Origin of the sequence: Termitidicoccus mucosus, assembly GCF_038725785.1 — a bacterium.
In the GTDB taxonomy this organism is placed as follows: domain Bacteria; phylum Verrucomicrobiota; class Verrucomicrobiia; order Opitutales; family Opitutaceae; genus Termitidicoccus; species Termitidicoccus mucosus.
The window spans coordinates 2,625,463-2,645,933 of the sequence record NZ_CP109796.1; the positions used below are offsets into that span (position 1 = coordinate 2,625,463).

At 65.4% G+C, this 20,471-nt stretch carries 14 protein-coding genes and 1 riboswitch; of the genes, 7 read left to right on the forward strand and 7 right to left on the reverse strand.

Features of this window, described 5'->3' with window-relative positions; all coding sequences use genetic code 11:
• Window positions 1-33 precede the first annotated feature (33 nt).
• Window positions 34-2,448, reverse strand: coding sequence for a TonB-dependent receptor (locus OH491_RS09030; protein ID WP_068772094.1), 2,415 nt, complete (start codon window positions 2,446-2,448; stop codon window positions 34-36).
• 53 nt (window positions 2,449-2,501) lie between these two features.
• Window positions 2,502-2,615: riboswitch (TPP riboswitch) on the reverse strand.
• Between the two features lie 120 nt (window positions 2,616-2,735).
• Here OH491_RS09030 and OH491_RS09035 point away from each other — a divergent pair.
• The 4 genes from OH491_RS09035 to OH491_RS09050 all read left to right on the forward strand — a co-directional run bounded on the left by OH491_RS09035 (window position 2,736) and on the right by OH491_RS09050 (window position 10,034).
• Window positions 2,736-3,419, forward strand: a complete 684-nt coding sequence (locus tag OH491_RS09035) for a TetR/AcrR family transcriptional regulator (RefSeq protein ID WP_068772093.1) — start codon at window positions 2,736-2,738, stop codon at window positions 3,417-3,419.
• Window positions 3,420-3,434: 15 nt separating this feature from the next.
• Window positions 3,435-7,874, forward strand: coding sequence for an acyl-CoA dehydratase activase-related protein (locus OH491_RS09040; protein WP_342750986.1), 4,440 nt, complete (start codon window positions 3,435-3,437; stop codon window positions 7,872-7,874).
• Window positions 7,875-7,971: 97 nt separating this feature from the next.
• Window positions 7,972-8,988, forward strand: a complete 1,017-nt coding sequence (locus OH491_RS09045; RefSeq protein WP_068772091.1) for a small ribosomal subunit Rsm22 family protein — start codon at window positions 7,972-7,974, stop codon at window positions 8,986-8,988.
• 293 nt (window positions 8,989-9,281) lie between these two features.
• Window positions 9,282-10,034 (forward strand): N-acetylmuramoyl-L-alanine amidase, encoded by a 753-nt coding sequence (locus OH491_RS09050; RefSeq protein WP_068772090.1) that lies wholly within the window; start codon window positions 9,282-9,284, stop codon window positions 10,032-10,034.
• 239 nt (window positions 10,035-10,273) lie between these two features.
• On the opposite strand, the gene hemC is transcribed toward OH491_RS09050, so the two are convergent.
• The 5 genes from hemC to dnaX all read right to left on the reverse strand — a co-directional run bounded on the left by hemC (window position 10,274) and on the right by dnaX (window position 14,841).
• Window positions 10,274-11,140: a hydroxymethylbilane synthase gene (gene hemC, locus OH491_RS09055; RefSeq protein ID WP_084442502.1), complete on the reverse strand. Its 867-nt coding sequence runs from the start codon at window positions 11,138-11,140 to the stop codon at window positions 10,274-10,276.
• Between the two features lie 27 nt (window positions 11,141-11,167).
• The gene (locus OH491_RS09060; protein ID WP_068772089.1) at window positions 11,168-12,529 is read right to left on the reverse strand and encodes a diadenylate cyclase; all 1,362 of its coding nucleotides are present in this window, start codon (window positions 12,527-12,529) and stop codon (window positions 11,168-11,170) included.
• Window positions 12,530-12,559: 30 nt separating this feature from the next.
• Complete coding sequence (locus OH491_RS09065; protein WP_334319569.1) at window positions 12,560-12,919, reverse strand: NADH-quinone oxidoreductase subunit A; 360 nt, start codon at window positions 12,917-12,919, stop codon at window positions 12,560-12,562.
• 282 nt (window positions 12,920-13,201) lie between these two features.
• Window positions 13,202-13,624, reverse strand: coding sequence for a hypothetical protein (locus OH491_RS09070; protein ID WP_334319568.1), 423 nt, complete (start codon window positions 13,622-13,624; stop codon window positions 13,202-13,204).
• A gap of 53 nt (window positions 13,625-13,677) precedes the next feature.
• Window positions 13,678-14,841, reverse strand: a complete 1,164-nt coding sequence (gene dnaX / locus OH491_RS09075; RefSeq protein ID WP_334319567.1) for a DNA polymerase III subunit gamma/tau — start codon at window positions 14,839-14,841, stop codon at window positions 13,678-13,680.
• 256 nt (window positions 14,842-15,097) lie between these two features.
• Here dnaX and OH491_RS09080 point away from each other — a divergent pair, with 256 nt between their 5' ends.
• Window positions 15,098-16,633 carry a YifB family Mg chelatase-like AAA ATPase gene (locus OH491_RS09080; RefSeq protein WP_068772087.1) on the forward strand — a complete coding sequence of 512 codons (1,536 nt, stop codon included), beginning with the start codon at window positions 15,098-15,100 and terminating at the stop codon, window positions 16,631-16,633.
• Here the strand turns inward: OH491_RS09080 and OH491_RS09085 are convergent.
• Complete coding sequence (locus OH491_RS09085) at window positions 16,630-17,424, reverse strand: HD domain-containing protein (RefSeq protein WP_145929007.1); 795 nt, start codon at window positions 17,422-17,424, stop codon at window positions 16,630-16,632. The genes OH491_RS09080 and OH491_RS09085 overlap by 4 nt on opposite strands.
• A 212-nt stretch (window positions 17,425-17,636) precedes the next feature.
• Here OH491_RS09085 and coaE point away from each other — a divergent pair, with 212 nt between their 5' ends.
• Together coaE and rho are read left to right on the forward strand one after the other, a co-directional pair.
• Window positions 17,637-18,227 carry a dephospho-CoA kinase gene (gene coaE, locus OH491_RS09090; protein ID WP_068772085.1) on the forward strand — a complete coding sequence of 197 codons (591 nt, stop codon included), beginning with the start codon at window positions 17,637-17,639 and terminating at the stop codon, window positions 18,225-18,227.
• 108 nt (window positions 18,228-18,335) lie between these two features.
• Window positions 18,336-20,381 (forward strand): transcription termination factor Rho, encoded by a 2,046-nt coding sequence (gene rho, locus OH491_RS09095; protein WP_084442501.1) that lies wholly within the window; start codon window positions 18,336-18,338, stop codon window positions 20,379-20,381.
• Window positions 20,382-20,471 lie beyond the last annotated feature (90 nt).

Below are 20,471 nucleotides of genomic sequence, written 5' to 3' on the forward strand. Positions count from 1 at the left end.
ACCTCCGCCGTCACCGCCGTGCCGCCGCCGCGATCAAAACCGCAGCTTCACGTAGCCTTCCACGCGGAGCGGGAGATCCTGGTAAACGAGCACGTTGTTGCTCCAGTTGTCCCCGTTGTGAATCCAGTTGCGGCGGTTGAGGACGTTGAGGATGTCGATGCTCAACTCCCAGCTCGCGCGGCGGTAGAAAAGGGATGCGTTGAGGAAAACCTGCGCGGGGATGTGGTATTCGTCGAGCAGGTTGCCGGGCTGCTCGCTTTGCCAGCTCCCGTTCAGGCCGCCGCCGAGCCCGCAGGGAAGCTGGTAGGAGAAACTCGCGTTGACGATGACCCGCGAAAGGCCGGGGATGCGGTAGTCGCCGGGCGGGAGCTTGTCCCACGTGAAACCGATGCCGTTGCCGAGCCCGCCGGGGCCGCGGCCCGCCGCGTAGAGGTTGTGGAGCGAGTTTCCGCCCGATTGCGTGGCGGTCGAATTGTCGAAACGGCCGTCGATGAGCGAGGCATTGAGCGTGGCGCTGAGGCGCGTGGTCGGCTGGTAAACGAGCTCCAGCTCCGCCCCGCGCATCTTGAGGTCCTTCACCGCGCCGCCCAGCTCGGCCTCGGAGCGGCGCTGGTCGTAGAGCGCGAAACCGGCGTAGAGCTTGTTTTCGAGCAGCGAGAACTTCGCGCCGATTTCGGCGAGGCGGCTGAGGTTCTTGAAATCGTCGCGGTCGATGACCCCGTTGCCCTCGCCGTCGTCCTTCAGCATGATGCCGCCGCCGGCGACGTTGCCGTGCACGGCGTAGGCGCGCTGGTAGGTGGCGTAAAACGTGGCGCGCGGCGCCGGGCGCCAGAGCGCGCTGGCGTTCCACGAAAGCGCGGTGTCGTCGTTGCGGTCGCTCCACACCGGGTCGTCCCCGGCGGCGGCGCCGAGGGGATCGTGCGCCTTGGCGAAAAACCCGTCCAGGCGCGCGCCGGCGAGCAGGGAGAATTTTTCGTGCAGCTTGATTTCATCCTGCAAAAACAGCGCCGGGTTCCAGAGCGTGGAATGCGTCGTCTCGGGCGAATCGTAGGACGCGGGGAAAAACAGTTTCCCGCCAGGGCCGGCGAAGCCGGGCCAGTAGGAGGCCGGGTAGTCCTTCTCGTGGCTGAAGACGCGGTCGGCGCGGGTGATGTCGTATTGGAAGAAGTATTCGTTGAAATAATTCGTGTGGCTCTCGCGCTGCTCCCAGCGCACGGCCAGGCCGGCGACGACGGCGTTTTCCACGCCGGCGACGCGCGCGGCCGCGTGCAGCTCGGTGCGGTTTTCCGCCGTCCATTGCTCGACCCACTCGGCGTATTCAAACGCATGATACCGGCGGCGGTCCACGTGCTCGAGGAGCGAGCGGTTCACGAGCTTCGCGGAGGGCGAAAGCACGACGGTGGCGATCAACTGGGCGCGGACGACGTTGGCGTTGGAAAAATCGCCGGGCGAGAGCAGCGTCGCGTCGCGCGGAATGCCCACCCATGCGTCTCCGGGGATCGTGCCCGCGATGGCCCCGGTGTCGTCATCGTAGCCGAGGTCCGGCAGGTCGCCGGTGTAGTAGATGCCGCGGTCGATCAGGTCCTGGTTGGGGCGGTTGACGCCGAGAAGCTGCGGCGCGTCCTGCCACATGTATTGCGCGTTGGCCTCCAGCGTGAGCGGGCCGGAATCACGCAGTATCCATGATACAAATACATCCTCGCGGTCGTCGCGCCCGCCGTGGCGGCGGAAGAAGGTGTCGTCCTCCTTGCCCTCGTAGCTGAGCCGCCACGCGGATTTTCCGCCGGGCAGCGGCGCGGTGGTGTCGATCTGCCAGGACGAGTTCAGCCAGGAGCCGCCCTCGGCGGGCGACCACGTGCCGAGGCGCAGCGTGACGGTCGTCTCGGGCGTGAACTTGGGCGCTTTCGTGACGTAGTTCACGTAGCCTCCGGTGAAAAAGCCGGAGCCGTAAACCGCCGGGCCGGGGCCGCGCACGACATCCAGCGCCTCCACGTTGTTGAACGACGGGAGATAGCCGAAATTGTTGTAGCCGGCGCGCTGGCCGTTGAAAAACGTCTCGGCGAGATCGCCCCGGATGAACGGGATGGTGGCCTTCCCGTAGCTCGCGGGCGCGTAGCTGCCGGGCGCAAACGCGACGAACTCGGGCACGCCGTTGATGCCGCGCTCGCGCAGCAGGGCCTGCGTGATGGTCGAGGCCGCGCGCGGCGTCTCCAGGATGGAGCGCGCGTCGCCAAACACGCCTTCGATGGGGCGCGTGAGCGGGTTGACCGAGTCGTCGGGCGGCACGCCCGTGACTTCGTAGCGCGGCATCTCGACCACATCGCCGGCGGCGGGCGCGGGCGATGCGGGCGCCGCGCCGGTTTGCGCCGCGAGGCGCGGTTGGGCAAGCGAGAGTGCGAGCGCGGAGGCCGCGCTTGCGATGGAGAGGATTCGTGTCGGGTGCTTCATGTTGACTTGGCCCGACCCAAATCGGACTCCCGGTGAGAAACGGGCGCGCACCGTGCGCAGCCCTGCGTGTTTCCTTCGCCGGTATTATCCGTTTCAGGTTCCAAGGGTCGAGCAGCCGTGCGCGCCGCAATCTCAGCCCTCCGCGGAGGACTCCCCTACAGGCGGGGCGAGTTGAAACCGCGGGATGGACGAAATGCAAGCGCCATATGCCGCATGTGACAATCCGGCAACAATCCTGACTTACCTGTTTGACACATCTGTCAAAAACATGTCTATTTCCTGGGTCGATGCCGGAAACCGAGACAACCATTCTCCTCGCCGCCAAGGCGGTTTTTCTCCGCAAAGGACTCGAAGCGGCGTCCATGCAGGACATCGCCGTCGAAGCGGGCATCAGCCGCACGTTGCTGCATTATTATTACCGCACGAAGGAGACCCTTTTTCGCGCGATTCTCGTGCATGCCGTCTGTGAAATCATTCCGCGCATCGCCAGCATCGTCGAGACCGACCTGCCGCTCATGACCAAAATCGAGCGCGTGGTGGACAACTACCTCCAGCTCCTGCTCGACGACCCGCTGCTGCCCCATTTCCTCGTCATCGAAATCCGCCGCGACCCGCAGGTGCTCGTCGAGCTCATCCGCTCGCGCAGCGGGAACTTCGGCGCGCTCAACCGCGTGCAGCAGCAAATCGCCGACGAGCTTCGCATCCCCGTGCCCGCCAGGCACGCGCTCGCGCACCTGTTCACGAGCGTCTACGGGCTGGTGCTGTTTCCGTTTCTCGCCAAACCCGCGCTCGACGAGGTGTTTTTCGGTGATGACCCGCAGGCTTTTCCGCGCTTCATGCAGGCGCAGAAACCCATCATCCTGGCCATGCTCGCCGGCCTGATGAAGACGCCCCCGGCGATCCCGGCAAACGGCTCGCCGAAGGCAAAAACCCAAAACTCCCCCCGCCGCTCCTCCACAATCCGCCGTTGATTCGTTGTATCCGACATGCAACTACAAGCCGAATTTCACGCCGGCCTCGATGTCGGCTCCACCACGCTCAAGCTCGTCATCGTCGAGCCCGCCGGCGGCGGCATCGTCTTCTCCGAATACCGCCGTCACAACACCGACATCCCCGCCGGCCTGCGCGCCGTGTTCGCCCATGCCCGCGAAACCATCGGCGCCGACGCTCGCATCGCGCTCGCCGTCACCGGCTCCGCCGGCATGGGCCTCGCCGAGGCGCACGGCATCCCGTTTCTCCAGGAAGTCATCGCCGCCGCCGAGGTCGTCACCCGGCGCAATCCCGACATCCGCACCCTCGTCGACATCGGCGGCGAGGATGCGAAAATGATTTTCTTCGCGCCCGGCCGTGCGCCCGACATCCGCATGAACGGCTCCTGCGCGGGCGGCACCGGCGCGTTTATCGACCAGGTCGCCACGCTTCTCGGCGTCGAGGTCGCGCAACTGGACGCGCTCGCGCGCGACGCCCGCACGGTGCATCCCATCGCCTCGCGCTGCGGCGTGTTTGCCAAGACCGACATCCAGAACCTCCTCGCGCGCAATGTCCCGCCCGCCGACATCGCCGCGAGCGTCTTCCACGCCGTCGCGCTCCAGGTCGTCACCACACTCGCGCGCGGCCGCGACATCATGCCTCGCCTGCTGCTCTGCGGCGGCCCGCTCGCCTTCATCCCCGGCCTGCGCGCCGCCTGCCTGAAGATGATGAATGTCGCCGAGGCCGACTGCGCCGTGCCGGAAAACGCCGCGCTCGTCCCCGCGCTCGGCTGCGCCATCGCGCGCGACCACGCCCGCCTCGCCGGCACCATTGACGAACTCCTCGCCCGCTTCGCCACCGCGCGCCCCGGCATGCCGCTCCTGAACGGCGCCCGCCTCGAAAAGCTCTTCGCCGACACCGCCGCCTACGATGCGTGGAAGGCCGCCAAGCAGCGCCACGCACTCCCCCGCGTCGCGCTCGACGCCCTCGAAACCGACACCTGCTTCCTCGGCATCGACTCCGGCTCGACCACCACGAAAATCATCGCCATCGACGCGCGCGAGCGGGTCATGTTCACCTTCTACGAAAAAAACAACGGCAACCCGCTCGCCGCCGTGCGCAAGGGCCTCTCGCGCTTCCACGACGAAGCCGCCGCCGCCGGCCGCCCCGCGCTCCGCATCGCCTCGGCCGCCGTCACCGGCTACGGCGAGGACCTGGTCAAGGCCGCCTTCGACTTCGATCTGGGCCTGGTCGAGACCATCGCGCACTATCTCGCCGCGCACAAACTGTCCCCCGATGTCACCTTCATCCTCGACATCGGCGGGCAGGACATGAAGGCCGCCTTCATCGAAAACGGCGCCATCGTGCGCCTCGACATCAACGAGGCCTGCTCCTCCGGCTGCGGCTCCTTCATCGAGGGCTTTGCCAACTCGCTCCGCCACACCGCCGCCGAATTCTCCGCGCTCGCCTGCACTGCCGGGACCCCCTGCGACCTCGGCACGCGCTGCACCGTGTTCATGAATTCGAAGGTCAAGCAATCCCTCCGCGAAGGCTCGACCCTCCAGGACATCGCCGCCGGCCTCGCCTACTCCGTCGTCAAAAACTGCCTCTACAAAGTCCTGAAGCTAAAAAACCCCGGCGACCTCGGCGCGCACATCGTCGTGCAAGGCGGCACCATGCGCAACCACGCCGTCGTCCGCGCGCTCGAGTTGCTCACCGGCCGCGAGGCGCTTTTTGCCGACATGCCCGAGCTCATGGGCGCATATGGAGCCGCGCTGCACGCCCTGCGAAACGCCGCGCATGGAACGCGGACGGCCCGTCCGCCCGATGCCGCCGCCGCGCGCATGCCGCTGCTCGCCGCCCTCACCCACCCCGCCGAGGCGGTCACCGAGGACATCACCTGCCCCGGCTGCGAAAACCGCTGCTCCGTCCGCAAATATGCCTTCGACAACGCCAACATCTTTTTCTCCGGCAACAAGTGCGAGAAAATCTTCACCAACCGCGGGGCCTCCGCCCGCAAAGGCGAAAGCATCTACCCCTTCAAATACAGCCAGCTTTTCGGACGCGCCGCGCCTTCCGCCGGCGCTCCCCCAATCGCGCGCGCCCGCGCGCCCGTCATCGGCATCCCCCGCGCGCTGAACTATTACGAAAACCACCCCTTCTGGCACGCGCTCCTCACCACCGCCGGGGCGCGCGTCGTCCTCTCCGGGCGCTCCACCTTCGGCCTCTACGAAAAAGGCGCGGGCACCATCATGTCCGACAACATTTGTTTCCCCGCCAAACTCGTCCACGGGCACATCTACGACCTCATCGCCCGCAAAGTCGACCGCATCCTCATGCCCTTCGTGGTTTATGAGCAACGCGAGGACACCCGGTCCGTCAACACCTTCAACTGCCCCGTCGTCACCGGCTATTCCGACGTCGTCCGCAGCGCCATCGATCCCGAAAAGAAACACGGCATCGCGCTCGACGCCCCCAGCGTCACCTTCCACGACACCAAGCTCCTGGAGCGCGCCTGCCGTGGTTATATTGTGGATACACTCGGCCTCCCCGCGCGCGTCTTCCCGCGCGCCTTCGCCGCCGCGCTCGGCGCCCAGGAAGCGCACGCCCGCGGCCTCGCCGAAAAAGCCCGCGCCATCGCCGTTTCCGCCGCCGAAAAAGGCCGCCTCCTCATCCTCCTGGCCGGACGCCCCTACCACACTGATCCGCTCATCCAGCACAAAGTCGCCGACATGATCGCGGCCTTCGGAGCGGACGTCATCAGCGAGGACATCGTCCGCCTGGACGACGACCCCGCCGCCGCCGACCCCGGCACCGTGCGCCAGTGGGCCTACACCAACCGCATCCTCAAAGCCGCCCGCTGGGTGGCCGGCGCGCCCGCCCACGTGCACTTCGTGCAGCTCACCTCCTTCGGCTGCGGCCCCGACGCCTTTGTCATCGACGAGGCGGGCGATATTCTCCGCCGCGCCGGCAAAAGCCATACCATCCTGAAAATCGACGACATCAACAACCTCGGCTCGCTCCGCCTCCGCATCCGCTCCCTCGTCGAAAGCCTCGAATACCGCGCCGCCGCCCCCGCAGGTGCGTCGCTAGCGACGCCCGCCACCGGCGCGGCAGCGCCCGCAATCGTTCCGAGCGGAGCGACATGTCTTCCAAATCAAAAATCGAAAATCGAAAATTCCACCACCCCCGCCTTCACCGCCGCCGACCGCCGCCGCACCATCCTTGCGCCCTTCTTTTCCGAAGCCTACTCGCCCTTCATCCCCGCCATCCTCGGCCTCATGGGCTACCGCGTCGTCAACCTTCCGCCCGCCAACGACGCCTCCATCGACTACGGCCTCAAATACGCCAACAACGAAGTCTGCTATCCCGCCACCCTCGTCGTCGGCGACATCATCCGCGCGCTCAACTCCGGCAAATACCAGGCCGGCGAAATCGCCGCCGGCATCACGCAAACCGGCGGACAATGCCGCGCGTCGAACTACATCGCCCTCATCAAAAAAGCCCTTGTCGCCGCCGGTCATCCGGACGTCCCCGTCATCTCCGTCGCCACCGCCGGCGGCGCGCTCTCCAACGACCAGCCCGGCTTCCAGTTGCGCTGGCGCGGCAACATCCGCCCCACCATCGCCGCCATCCTCTACGCCGACCGCATCGCGCAGATGCACAACGCCACCGCCCCGCGCGAACGCGCGCCCGGCGCGTCCGCCCGCCTGCGTGACGATTACGCCGCGGCCGGCGCCGCCTGCGTCGCCCGCCGCGACCTCCCCGCCCTGTATCAACTCCTCCGCGAGGCCGCGCGCGACTTCAACGCCGCCGCCGATCCCGCCAAAACCCGCATCCCCCGCATCGGCATCGTCGGCGAAATCTACGTCAAGTATAACTCCATCGGAAACAAAAACATCGTCGAGTGGCTCATCGCCCAGGGCATCGAGCCCGTCGTGCCGCCCCTCGCCGGCTTCTTTCTCCAGGAATTTCCCAACCGCCGCACCAACGTCGCGCAAAACCTCGCCCACCGCACCGGGCTCCCCTTCATGGACACGCTCGCCTACGCGCTCGTGCGCCATTACCTGAAAAAATTTGACCGCATCGGCTCCGCCTTCCGCCACCACCATCCCTTCCCCGACATCTACGGGGAGGCGAAGTCCGCCTCGCGCATCATCAACCTCGCCGCCCAATACGGCGAGGGCTGGCTCATCCCCGCCGAACTCTCCTCCTTCGCGCACCGCGGCATCCACAACGCCGTCAGCCTGCAGCCCTTCGGCTGCATCGCGAATCACCTCGTGGCCAAAGGCATCGAAAAACGCATCCGTGACCTCTACCCGCGCATGAACCTCCTGTTCCTCGACCTCGACAGCGGCGCCAGCGAGGCGAACCTGCTGAACCGGCTCCATTTCATGATCCAAAACGCCAGAGTGGAAGCCACCCGGTCCTCCGCGCCCGAATTGGTGGAAATGTGACACGGATGGCGCAAAGTTTTGATTGGATTATTTCGAATCCGCAGCATCCGGCCTTGGCATTACGGTTAGCGAACATATGTAGCAATGCCCTTCGCACATGGACATCTCCCGACTCGACTGGCACGCGCTTGACCGGCTTCGCGATGGATTCATCGGCGGTGCCGCCGCCCGCGGGCCGTATTGGCAGACGGCCGCCGACCTTGCCAACTACGACGCCACCTACGGGGAGCGCATCGGATGGAAATTGGACCATGTCCTCGCCGAGCTTCGCCAGCGTCGCTGGACGCCGCGCGCGCGCACGGTGATCGACTGGGGCTGCGGCAGCGGCATCGCGGGCAGGCGCGTCGTCGGCGCGCTCGGTATCGAAAATTTCGATACACTCAACGCCTGGGACCACTCGCCCCTCGCGCGGGCGTTCGCCGCCGACGCCGCCCGGCGCGCGTTTCCCTTGCTGAACGTCGCCGACGCCGCGCCGGAAAACACCGACGCCCCCTTCCTCCTCGTTGCCAGCCACGTCATCAACGAGCTTTCCCCTCCCGCGCGGGATTCGCTTCTTGCCCTCGCGCGCCGGGCCGACGCGATCATCTGGGTCGAACCCGGCACCCATACGGACAGCCGCGCGCTCGTTTCCGTCCGCGAGGCATTCCGCGCGGATTTCCAAGTCGTCGCCCCGTGCCCGCATCAATCCGCCTGCGGCCTGCTCGCGGCCGGCGCCGAACGTCATTGGTGCCATTTCTTCGCCCCGCCGCCCGCCGGCATTTACGCCGACTCCGACTGGGTGAAATTCGGCCAACGCGCCGGCATCGATCTGCGCAGCCTGCCGTATAGCTTTCTCGTGCTCGAAAAAAAAGGGGCGCGCGCATCCTCCGCCATGCCGCCGCTGCCTCCGGGAACCTCGCGCATCATCGGCCGCCCGCGTTTTCACAAAGCCCACGCCACACTCTGCAACTGCGACGAAGCCGGCATCGCCGAACTCGCGCTGCCCAAGCGCGCCGATCCCGCCTTCTTCAAAACACTCGAACGCGATCCGCCCCACCCGCCCCTGCACCGGTGGGAACGGGAGGGAGACCGCATCACCGCCGTCGAACCGGCGCTCCCGCTCCCACCCGGATAACCGACATTACCGTTCTCTTACTCGTTCTCGTTTTCGTTTTCGAAATATTCCAAAGAACAGAAAAGAGAACGAGAATGAGTAATACCAATTCCCAATGAAAATCACACTTTGGGTAGGGCGAGGCGTCCCCGCCGAGCCGTTGCTGGCCTCCGGCTCGGCGGGGACGCCTCGCCCTACCCAAAGTGTGAAAATGGTTCGACAATGGTATAAGAGAACATGAACGATTTTAGAGGGCACTCCCCGCCCCGCCATGCCCCCTCTGCCGTATTGACGGCGATGTTATGCTGGCTCGCATGACCACCCGCCGCGCATTCCTTCAAACCGCCGGGCTGGCGCTGCTCGGAATGGGGTTCGCGCCGGCGATTCTCCTTGGCGCGGAGGAAAGGACATATCGTATCAGGAAAGGCGATACGCTCAGCTCCATCGCCGCGCGGCACGGCATCTCCGTCGCCGCGCTCAAGCAGCGCAACCAACTGAAATCCGACACGATCATCACCGGGCAAAGACTCATCATCCCTGCCGCCGGCGTGAGCGCCGTGCCGCGCTCCGTCGCCCCCGTCCCGGCGCTCTCGGGGATCATCGCCGCCACCAGGAGCCTGAAAATCCAGCGCGGCCGCTGGAAATACCTCGTCGTGCACCACAGCGGCATCGAGGCCGGAAACGCCCGCGCCTACAACAACGCGCACCGCGAGCGCGGCATGGAACACGGGCTGGCCTACCATTTTGTCATCGGCAACGGACGCGACTCCGGCGACGGCGAGATCGAGATCGGCCCGCGCTGGCTCAAGCAGCTCGACGGCGGCCACGTGCGCAATCATTCCTACAACCAGCACGGCATCGGCATCTGTCTGGTCGGCAATTTCGAGAAACGCCGCGTCGGCCCCGCGCAACTCGCCTCGATGACCATGCTGCTCGACTGGCTGCGCAAGGACGCCCCGCTCGGCACCAGGCCGTCCGTCACCGTGCACCGCTGGGTTGACCGCAACCACACGGTCTGCCCCGGCCGCTACTTTCCGTTCGACACGATCAAGAAACGCTACGCGTGACGCACGCCACGGCCGGTCGCAATTGCTCATGGTTCGCGCGGCAGCGCGCGTAGCGCAGGCATCCCTGCCTGCCGTCAAAAAAGAAGGCGCGAAGCGCCGCTGGCTCTTTTTCCAAAAATCAATCAATGCCGCGCTTCGCGCGACCGTTTGGCGACGGCAGGCAGGATGCCTGCGCTACGGGCCGGCGCGTTCCCGTCCTGTCACCGAAAAACGGATACGGGCGGAGACGCGGCCCATCGCTACACCTTAACCCCCAAATAACGCAGCAGGCGGCCCGCGGTGGCGGCGGGCTCCTCGAAATCGGCGGGCGCAAGCGGCAGGCTGCGCAGGCCGGTCTCCTCGTGGAAAAACCAAAGCGTGTCGGCCGTCGCATGCGCGGCGGCGGCGGTGTGGCAGCCCCCGCCCAGAGCGGTTTGAAAGGCGCGCTCCAGCGTCACGCGCCGCGCGGTTTCCGCATCGAGCGCCCCGGCAAAATGCGCGGCATCGGCGGCGCGGCATTGCACGGCGATGGCCGCCTGGCCGATCGCGGGCACCATGTGTTTGCAGCCGAGCGCGTGAAACGCCACGCCCGGCCATTCGCCGATGCCGAGGCGGCGCAGGCCGGCGGCGGCGAGCAGCGTCGCATCCGCCCCGCCCTCGCCCGTCGCGATTTTGCGCAGGCGGGTGTCCACGTTGCCGCGAATCTCGGTGAAGGCGGCGGAAGGGAAAAGCTGGCCGATTTGCAGGCGGCGGCGCGGACTGCCGGTGGCAATCCTGGCCGGTTCCGTCACGCCCGCGCGCAACACCAGCACATCGCGCGGGTCCTCGCGCGGCAGATAGCCGGCGACGGCGAGCCCGTCCGCCATGTCGCCGGGCAGGTCCTTCGCGCTGTGCACGGCCGCATCGGCCTCGCCGCGCAGCAGCGCCTGCTCGAGCTCGCCCGTGAAAAGTCCCTTGCCGCCGCGCTTTTCCAGCGACCATTCCGTCTGGCGGTCGCCGGTCGTGACGAGCTGGAGCAACTCCGTCTCCACGCCCAGCCGCTCCCCGAGGCGCGCCGCGGCCATGCGGGCCTGCGCGAGCGCGAGCGGACTCCTGCGGGTGGCCAGAATGAGTTTTTTCCTCGGCACGATTTGCAGTCCCCAGGCGCGCCGCGCTCAGATCGCGCTGAATTTCCCCTTCTCCATCAGCGGCAGCATGACGCCGCGGCGGAAGAGCGAGACCTGGCCGGTGCTCGACGAGACGGCGATCGCGATGCACTGCGCCACGACCGAGATCGCCGCCGCTGCCGCATGGCGGCTGCCGAGCCCGCTGGGCAGCGCGTGGTCGTTGTCGCTCGCCTGGATGAGGCTGCCGGCCGACATCACGACGCCGTCGCCGCGAATCACAAACGCGCCGTCGATCGAGGAAAACTCCTTCACCGTCTCGTCCATGAAGGGGTTGAGGATGTTGCGGTCCTCCTCCTTGTATCCATAAAATGGATTCATCACGAGCGGCTTGGTCAGCTTGTCCACGCGGGCGGTGTCGCCGAGCACGAAGAGGCAGCCGATGGGCTTGCCCTCGCGGCCCTCCACGGCGAGCTCGGTGGCGATGCCGAGCACGCGCTCGAGCACCTCGGGTTTCACATCGTCGGGCAGCAGGTCGGTGTGCTGCGTGAGGAGCGTCTGGAACTCGCGCCCCACGTCCACTAGGACCACGGCGTCCAGCTGGTTCGAGCCCGCGATGCCGCCGAGGCAGCACACGCGGTCGGTGAAGTTGAGCACGCCGCGCGTGATCCCGACGAGGATGGCGCTGCGCAGTTGCGCGAGGCGCTGCTTGGAAAAGGTGCGGACCTGGATGACGCTCTCAAACACCCCCTTGAACTGGGCGGGGTCGATGAGCGCGCGGGTGACGAGGAGCGAGCGCATCCTGGCCTTCCAGTTGCGCAGGTCGGCCGGGCCGGAAAAGGTGTCGCCGAAAACCATGATGGCGCTGCAACCCGCGCCGCGTGCCACGCGCTCGGCCTGGCGCATCATCATGCGGTTCACGCGGCTTTGCTGCGCGGCGCGCGCGGGCTTTGCGGCCAGCCCGCCGAAAGCCGAGAACAGCCGCTCGTGCAGGTCGTTCAGCGTGGGCGCGTCGATGAGAGACCGAACGAAGTGATCGTCGTCCATCAGCCGCGCGATGGCCGTGAGCACTTGCAGGTAGTTGCGCGCCTTCTCGTCGGCGAGAAGCATGAGGATGAGGCGTGCCGGTTCGTCGGACTTGGTGCCGTCGTGATGCACGCCGGCCTTGCTGCGGCCGATGGCGAGGATGTAGCGACGCCCGAGCTTCACCCGCACGTGCGGCAGGGCCACCCCCTTGCCGAGGTAGGTGGTCATGGTGCTTTCGCGCTGGATGAGGCCGCGCAGCAGCGCCTCCTGCTTCAAGTCGGGGAAGCGGCTCAGCGACACCGTGAGGAGCTCGTCGAGCGCCTGCTTCATGTCGGTGCCGTGCAGGTCAATCACTCGACTGCGGGCGATGATTTTTTCAAGCCGCATGGTTTGGCCGCTTTGAGTGTCCGGTGCCGGTTACTTCTCCCACTCGAGCGCTCCTTTGCGCACCTCATACAGGAGCCCCAGCACGATGACAAAAATGAAGAACAGAATCGGCGCTATGATCTCGATGTTATGCGCCAGAAACTCCCGGTAAACCACCGCCCACGGGATGAGGAAAACGACCTCGATGTCGAAAAGGATGAAGAGCATCGCGGTGATGTAGAATTTCACCGAGAAGCGCGTGTGCGGCGCGCCGTCGGATTTCACCCCGCATTCATAGGCCTCGTCCGTGAGCCGCGTCCGTTTTCTCATGCGCTGGCCGATCAGGTGGCTGGCGCCAATGACCACCGCCGCGACCCCGGCCGCGAGGCAGATTTGGACTAGAACGGGCAAATAGGTGGCGGAAGACGACATTGGTGCGACAAAATGGGTCACCATCGATTTGGCGACAAGGTATTTTCGTAATATCGTCGCAAATAGCGCGGGGATTAACGAGGGAGCTAAAAATTAAACAAAAAGGGGCTTCGCTATTGTGAATGGCCGCAAAAAGGCACAAGAGGCGCAAAAACAAACCATGATACCAGTCAAATCGGGCGTCGCAAGCGACGCCCCTGCAAAACTTTTTCTTGGTTACCTTCGTTGTCTTCTGTTCGAAAATGAATTTGGGAGCCGCCCTTAATTTTTGCCGGTTTTCAGCGCCTGGCGCGGAATCTTTTTCACCGCGACGAAACGGGCGCGAAATAGCTCTTCGAGCAACTCGCGGGTTTCCTGCGGGATTCGGGCCTTGAGGGTTTCGAGCGGCGGGAGTTTGGCGTTGTCGGTTTCGTCCGCGTCATCGGTGTTGCGCGGCGTGCCCGGCGCCGTCCCGCCGGCGCCGGCGTTTTCGGCCAGAAAGGCGGATTCGGCCGCGTCGTCGGGCCAGCCCGGGCCATCGTCGTCGAAGGCCGTCGGCGCGCCCTCGCTGTCGGCGTAATCACGGGCGTCCTCGGTGTCGTCGGCGTTGTTGTTGTCCGGGCCGTCGCCGCGGCGCGGCGACGCGGGCGCGGCACGGCGTTCGGGGAGATGGACGAGCCCGAAGCGTTCGGCGTCCCGGCGCATGCGCTCCGCGTTTTCCGCCAGCGTGGCGGCGAGGCGGGCGTCGAGCGTGTTAATCAGGTCTTTTTTTTTTCGCTGTTCTCCGGCGCGGGCGCCGATTCGGGGGCCTCGGCGGCAAGCGAGGTGAGTTCCTTGATGAGCGAGTCGATGGCGCGCGCGCGGCTGGCCTCGACCGCCTTGAGGAGCGTGACTTCGAAATTGATTTTCTCGGCGAGCCCGAGCTTCACCGCGCCCTCTCCTTCGCGAAGGCCGTCGAGGAGGCGGGTGAGCTGCTCGGTGGTCATCTGCACGCCGCCGAGCCGGTCGGTGCGGCCGCCCTGCCCGATGGCCTCGATGAGGGCCTCGCGCACGAGGGCCTGCAAATCGGCGAGGAGGCGCACGAGATCGCGGCCCGACTGGTCGCATTCGTCCACGATGCCGATGATTTTCGGATGATCGCCGGCGGCGAGCGCGGCGGCGAGCGCGGCGATTTTTTCGCCGGAAACGAGGCCGTAGACATCGAGCACGTCGGGCTCGCCGATGTCGTTGCCGCAAAACGAAATCATCTGGTCAAAGATGGACTGCGCATCGCGCATGCCGCCGTCGGCCATGCGGGCGATGCAGGCGAGGGCTTCGTCGGTGGCGTTTATTTTCTCCTCGGCGGCGATTTTTTTGAGGCGCTCGATGATGAGGGGCGCGGGGATGGGCTTGAGGTCGAAGCGCTGGCAGCGGGAGACGATGGTGGGAAGGACTTTTTGCGGATCCGTGGTGGCGAAGACAAACTTCACGTGCTCGGGCGGCTCCTCCAAGGTTTTCAGGAGGGCGTTGAACGCCGCCGTGGAAAGCATGTGCACCTCGTCGATGATGTAGACTTTGAATTTTCCCTGGGCGGGCGCGTATTGAACGGTGTCGCGGAGATCGCGGACCTGGTCCACGCCGTTGTTGGAGGCACCGTCGATTTCGATGACGTCGAGGTGCGAACCTTCGGCGATGGCGAGGCAGGCGGGGTCTTGCGGATCGAAGTCGGCTTTCGGGCCGCCGGTGCAGTTGAGGGCCTTCGCGAAGATGCGCGCGGTGGTGGTCTTGCCTGTGCCGCGCGGCCCGACGAGCAGGTAGGCGTGCGCGATGCGGTTGCGGGCGATGGCGTTTTTCAGGGTGCGGACGACATGGTCCTGCCCGACTACGTCATCAAACGTCTGCGGGCGCCACTTGCGGGCAATGACTTGGTAGGCGGTGGACATCAGAAAAAGGGGAAAACAAGACTGTCGCGGGTACGGCGGAAACCGCAATCAAAAGGTGGAGGAAAATGATGCGCGGCGACCGAATACGCTGCGAGCCCAGCCCTTCCCGCCGGATAAAAACAAAAACCGTGTCTTTACCACGATGCACAAAACTGCACGATGCACGCCACTGGTTTATCGTCATGCTTCCGACAGTCCCAAGTGCAGCGGGAAGCAAGGCGCTGCGGCCACGTTGTCCCGCATTTGTTTTTCATCCATGTTTGCCACGCTTTTTTCCGCCGCGCTTCAAGGCATCGAGGCCGAGCCTGTCCACGTCGAGGTCAACTCCGGCGAAACCGGCGAGCTCAAGTTCGTGCTCGTCGGGCTGCCCGACACCGCCGTCAAGGAATCCAACGACCGCGTGTTTTCCGCGCTCGGCAACAGCGGTTTCAAGAAACCCCGCGCCCGCACCACCATCAATCTCGCGCCCGGCGACATCCGCAAGGAAGGGCCGCTCTACGACCTGCCCATCGCGCTCGGCATCCTCGCCGCCACCGACCAGCTCAAGGTCGACCGCCTCGCGGGGTTTCTCATCGCGGGCGAGCTCAGCCTGTCCGGCGCGACCCGGCCCGTGCGCGGCGCGCTCGCGATGGCGCGGCTCGCCCGGCGCCTCGGCATGCGAGGCGTGATCCTGCCGCCGCAATCCGCTGCCGAGGCCGCGCTGGTCGAAGGCATCGAGGTTTACGCGGTGGACTCGCTCGACCGTGCCTTCCGCTTTCTCAATGGCGAAATCCCGCTCGCACCCGAGCACCCGATGCCGCCCGCCGCGCCGCAGGACGATTCGGCCGGCGATTTTTCCGAAATCAAGGGCCAGCACGCGCTGCGGCGCGCGGTCGAGGTGGCTGTCGCGGGCGGCCATAATCTGATCATGATCGGCCCGCCCGGCTCGGGAAAATCGATGATCGCGAAACGCATCCCCACCATCATGCCCGCGCCCGCGCTCGACGAATCGCTGGAGGTGCTCGGCATCCATTCCGCCGCCGGGCAGACGCTCGCGGGCGACGCGGCGGCGGTGTTCGGGCGGCGTCCGGTGCGCGCGCCGCACCACACGATTTCCGATGTCGGCTTGCTCGGCGGCGGCACGATTCCCGGCCCCGGCGAAATCTCGCTGGCGCACCACGGCGTGCTGTTTCTGGACGAGCTGCCCGAGTTCAAACGCTCCGCGCTCGAAGTGCTGCGCCAGCCGCTCGAGGACGGCAGCGTCACGATCTCGCGCAGCGCGGGCAAGGTCACCCTGCCCTGCTGCTTCATGCTCGTCGCGGCGATGAACCCATGCCCGTGCGGCTACCTCGGCGACACCAAACACGAATGCCGTTGCAGCCCCGTGCAAATCCAGCGTTACCGCGCCCGCATCAGCGGGCCGTTGCTGGACCGCATCGACATCCACATCGAGGCTCCCGCGCTCTCGATCGGCGAGTTGCGCTCCGAAACGCCCGGCGAGCCCTCTGCGACGATCCGCGACCGCGTGCAGGCCGCGCGCGATCGCCAGCAGGGGCGTTTCGCCGGCACCAGGGTCACCGCCAACGCCCGCATGACGCATGCGCAAATCCGAAGCCATTGCGCGATCGACTCCTCGCTCGGAGACCTGCTGCAACAGGCGATGGAACAACTCTCGCTCTCCGCGCGCGCCTATGACCGCATCCTGAAAGTCGCCCGCACCATCGCCGATCTCGCCGCCAGCGAGCGCATCGAGCCGGCGCATCTGCTTGAGGCGATCCAATACCGCAGCCTCGACCGCAATCTGTTTTATTAAGTGCGGCGGAGGAGAGCCGGTTTTTCCTGCTCCGCGCCCAACATCTCTTTTTCGATGCGCGCGATGGTGGCGTTGATGGTGTTCACGTAGTAGTTTTCCCCGTCCGGCCAAGGCCGCACGAGATACCGATACATGCCCATCAATTCATTCTCCAGCCGCGGCTGCATCACATCGCGCCAGAAACGGGGCGTTCCGCGCACCAAGTCCTCCACGGTCTTGAACATGCGCTCTTCCGGCGGCACCCTGTGAAAATCATCCGCCTCCTGCATCTCTTTAAAAAGGCGCGGCAGCGCCTCCATGTAATCCGGCGCCGACATCTGGCCGAGGCAATCCGCCGTCGCCACCGCGCAACCCACGATGCCCTCGACCTGCATGCAAAACTGAAACCGGAACCCCGGCGTGGACGAGGTCGTCGTCGTGCAAAGAATCGCCCGCCGGACAAACTCCAGCTCTTTCTCGGTGACACCCACCGTCGGCAGATACGCCTTTGCCACCATGCAACTGCGTTCCACATGCGTGCGCATGTATTTCGCCCCGGTTCCCTCCACGTCGGAACGCGCCTTCAGATACCCGGTGTCGTGCAACAGCACCGCCGCGAGACCAAGTTCGAAATACCGGAACGACACCGCCGGCTCCACCTTCGCCATGCGCAGTCCCTCCATGATTCTGGCAAAACACATCAAAACATGCACCGCATGCCCGAAGTCATGATAGGGTGTGTCACTGGCCGCGTAATCCCTGTGCTTGCCGGAAAACATCGCCTCCACATCATGATAAACCTGTTTTGACAACGCTGCCTTCTGATTTCCGAATAGATAGGCATACACTGCTTCCAAAACCTCCTCGAAACCTGCAAGATTTTTTTTAACAATGCATTGTGTCATTTGCCTTTTAGATGCATCAATTTTCAAATCATGCCAAGTCAAATGAATGGCAAAAGCATGTTACTACAGATTTGCCTTCCGTGCCTATAAACGGCACTCTCGTCACTCACTTTATATCCATGTTTATTGGTTTGACAGGCAACATGGGCTGCGGGAAATCGACCGCGGCGCATTTTTTTGAGGAATTCGGCTTTTCCCGCATCGATTCCGACGCGTTGGTGCGCGAGCGCATCCTCACCGCGCCCGAAGTTGAGGCCGAGGCGGTCCGTCGGTTCGGTCCCTCTGTCCTCGACCCCGCCGGGCGCATCGACCGCCCGGCGATTGCGCGCACCATTTTTTCCAACGACGCCAAACGGCTTGCGTGGGAGGACTTCATTCTCCCACGCGTCTACGCTCTCTGGCGGGAACTGCGGGAAGCCGCGCCTGTCGGCACGCGCTGGATAGTCGAGGCCCCGATCCTGCACGAAAAAGAACTCGAAAAAGAATTTGATTTCATCGTCTGCGTCGCCTCTTCTACCGCTCATCAGTATGCGCGGTTGAGAGGGCGCGGTTTTTCCCAAGCGCTCGCCGGGCAGCGAATTTCCAAGCAATTTCCCTTGGCCAAAAAAATAGAGTTAGCTGACTTCGTGTTGTCCAATGACGGCGACACGGACTTCCTGCGGGACCAAATTCGCCATTTGGCCGGCCTGCTCCAAAATCGCGCACTTTAACCGCCGCCCCCTGCCCCGGCCGGCAAACCTCTTTTCTCCATCACTATCATGGCAGCACTTCTGCGCACACGAACCACCAAATCCAACAACGTTCTCGTTAATTTACTCATGGAAAGCCAAGCCCCACACAGCGGTGAGCCCGCCGCCCCAAAGAAAAAACGCGCCACCAAAGCCCGCAAAACCGAGGAACCGACGGACACCGCCATTGAGCCGCCCCCCGCTCCGGCCAAGAAACCCCGCGCCGCCAAGCCCCGCGCCAAAAAACACGCCGATGCCGACACCACCGGCGAACTGCCCCTTGACGACAATGCCGTGCCGTCCGAACCCACGCCGCCGCCTGCGCCCGCGCCCACTCCGGCCCCCGCGCCCGCGGAAGCAGCGCCCGCCGAGCGCCGCCCCCTTTTCCGCACCCGCCGCCAGCGCGCGGCCGCGCCTGCGCCCGCCGCTCCGGAAGCCGAAAGCGCCCCCGCGGCCAAAACCGCCGGCCAGCCCGAAGCCTCGCGCGACGACGCCCCCCCCGCCCCTCCCGCCGCCGACGCGCCATCCGCCCCGTCGTCCGCGGCCGATGCCGCGCCTGCGGGCGACACTGCGCCCGCTCCCGATGCTCCGGCGGCTTCCGAGGAACAAGCGGCAGCCGACACCCAGCAGCCCCAGAACAGCAACGGCCAGCAGCCCTACGAGCCGTATTGGAAGAAAAAGAAACGCGAGAAATTCGCCAAGAAGCACGGCAAATGGCAGCCGCAAGGCGGCGGCCAGCCCAAGCATCCGGCGTATCCGACGCAGCCGCCCCCGCCCAGCCTCCAGCCGGCCTACGGCGACCTTCCGCCCCCCGACCGCTTTGCCGATCCCTCCGCGCTCGACGCCCTCGCGGCCGAAATCACCGCGCCCGGCGCCGAGCCCATCTACCTCGACCAGCTCTACGCGCTCACCCTCGCCGAGCTGACCGCCTCCGCGCGCATCTTCGGCGCCGCGTTCGAAGGCGCGCCCAACCGCAAGCAACTCCTCGCCGCCGTCTTCAAGCACGCGGCCGAAAGCAAAATTCCCATCATCGACCGCGGCTACATCGACCTCACCGACCGCGGCCACGGCTTCATCGTCCACGCCAACGTCAACTATCGTCTGTATCCGGAAAATTCATACCTCCCCGCCAGCCTCGTCACCCGCTACGGCCTCAAACGCGGCCACCAGGTCGAGGTGCTCGTGCAGGCCCCGCGCGAAAACGAACGCTGCCCCGCCGTCGTCCGCGTCGACAAGGTCATGGGCGGCGCGCCCGGCGACATTTCCAAGGTCACGCCCTTCGAGGAACTCACGCCCTACTACCCGCTCAAGCGCATCCTCCTCGAGGCGCCCGGCGTGCACAAGGACGTCTCCATGCGCGCCGTGGACATCCTCACGCCCATCGGCTTCGGCCAGCGCGGCCTCATCGTCGCCCCGCCCCGCACCGGCAAGACCGTGATTCTCCAAAACCTGGCCAACTCGATCTCGGCGAATTTCCCCGGCATCACGCTCATCATCCTCCTCATCGACGAGCGCCCCGAGGAAGTCACGGACTTCCGCCGCCACACCAAGGGCGAGGTCGTCAGCTCCACCTTCGACGAGGCGCCGGAAAACCATGTCCACTGCGCCGAGATGGTCGGCGAAAAAGCCCGCCGCCTCGTCGAGGCCGGCCGGCACGTCGTCATCCTCCTGGACTCCATCACCCGCCTCGCCCGCGCCTACAACGCCCTCGCCTCCAACTCCGGCAAGATCATGTCAGGCGGCATGGAGGCCACGGCGCTGCAAAAGCCGAAGCGCTTCTTCGGTGCCGCGCGCAACATCGAGGGCGGCGGCTCGCTCACCATCATGGGCACCGCGCTCATCGACACCGGCAGCCGCATGGACGAGGTCATCTTCGAGGAGTTCAAGGGCACCGGCAACATGGAGCTGCACCTCGACCGTGGCCTCGTCGAGAAACGCATTTTCCCGGCCATCAACATCGACCGCTCCGGCACGCGCAAAGAGGAGCTCATCTACCACCCCGACGAGATGCAGCGCATCTACGGCCTGCGCCGCGCCATGCAAGGCATCCCGCCCATCGACGCGATGGAATCCTTCCTCAAGCGCCTGAAACAAACCAAAACCAACGCCGAATTCCTGATAGGCCTCAACCGGTAAGGAATTTTCGATTTTCGATTCTCGATTGCGGGAGCTGCCGCTCCCGCTCGAAAACCGACTTAAATCGAATCTAAATCGAACTTAAACCGA

Bases quoted from the DNA above. Each gene is read 5' to 3' on its own strand.
- OH491_RS09060 (WP_068772089.1), bottom strand. From the start codon at position 12,529: ATGCGGCTTGAAAAAATCATCGCCCGCAGTCGAGTGATTGACCTGCAC.
- OH491_RS09045 (WP_068772091.1), top strand. From the start codon at position 7,972: ATGGACATCTCCCGACTCGACTGGCACGCGCTTGACCGGCTTCGCGAT.
- OH491_RS09070 (WP_334319568.1), bottom strand. From the start codon at position 13,624: ATGCGCCGGGACGCCGAACGCTTCGGGCTCGTCCATCTCCCCGAACGC.
- OH491_RS09050 (WP_068772090.1), top strand. From the start codon at position 9,282: ATGACCACCCGCCGCGCATTCCTTCAAACCGCCGGGCTGGCGCTGCTC.
- OH491_RS09040 (WP_342750986.1), top strand. From the start codon at position 3,435: ATGCAACTACAAGCCGAATTTCACGCCGGCCTCGATGTCGGCTCCACC.
- OH491_RS09080 (WP_068772087.1), top strand. From the start codon at position 15,098: ATGTTTGCCACGCTTTTTTCCGCCGCGCTTCAAGGCATCGAGGCCGAG.
- OH491_RS09030 (WP_068772094.1), bottom strand. From the start codon at position 2,448: ATGAAGCACCCGACACGAATCCTCTCCATCGCAAGCGCGGCCTCCGCG.
- dnaX (WP_334319567.1), bottom strand. From the start codon at position 14,841: ATGTCCACCGCCTACCAAGTCATTGCCCGCAAGTGGCGCCCGCAGACG.
- coaE (WP_068772085.1), top strand. From the start codon at position 17,637: ATGTTTATTGGTTTGACAGGCAACATGGGCTGCGGGAAATCGACCGCG.
- rho (WP_084442501.1), top strand. From the start codon at position 18,336: ATGGAAAGCCAAGCCCCACACAGCGGTGAGCCCGCCGCCCCAAAGAAA.
- OH491_RS09035 (WP_068772093.1), top strand. From the start codon at position 2,736: ATGCCGGAAACCGAGACAACCATTCTCCTCGCCGCCAAGGCGGTTTTT.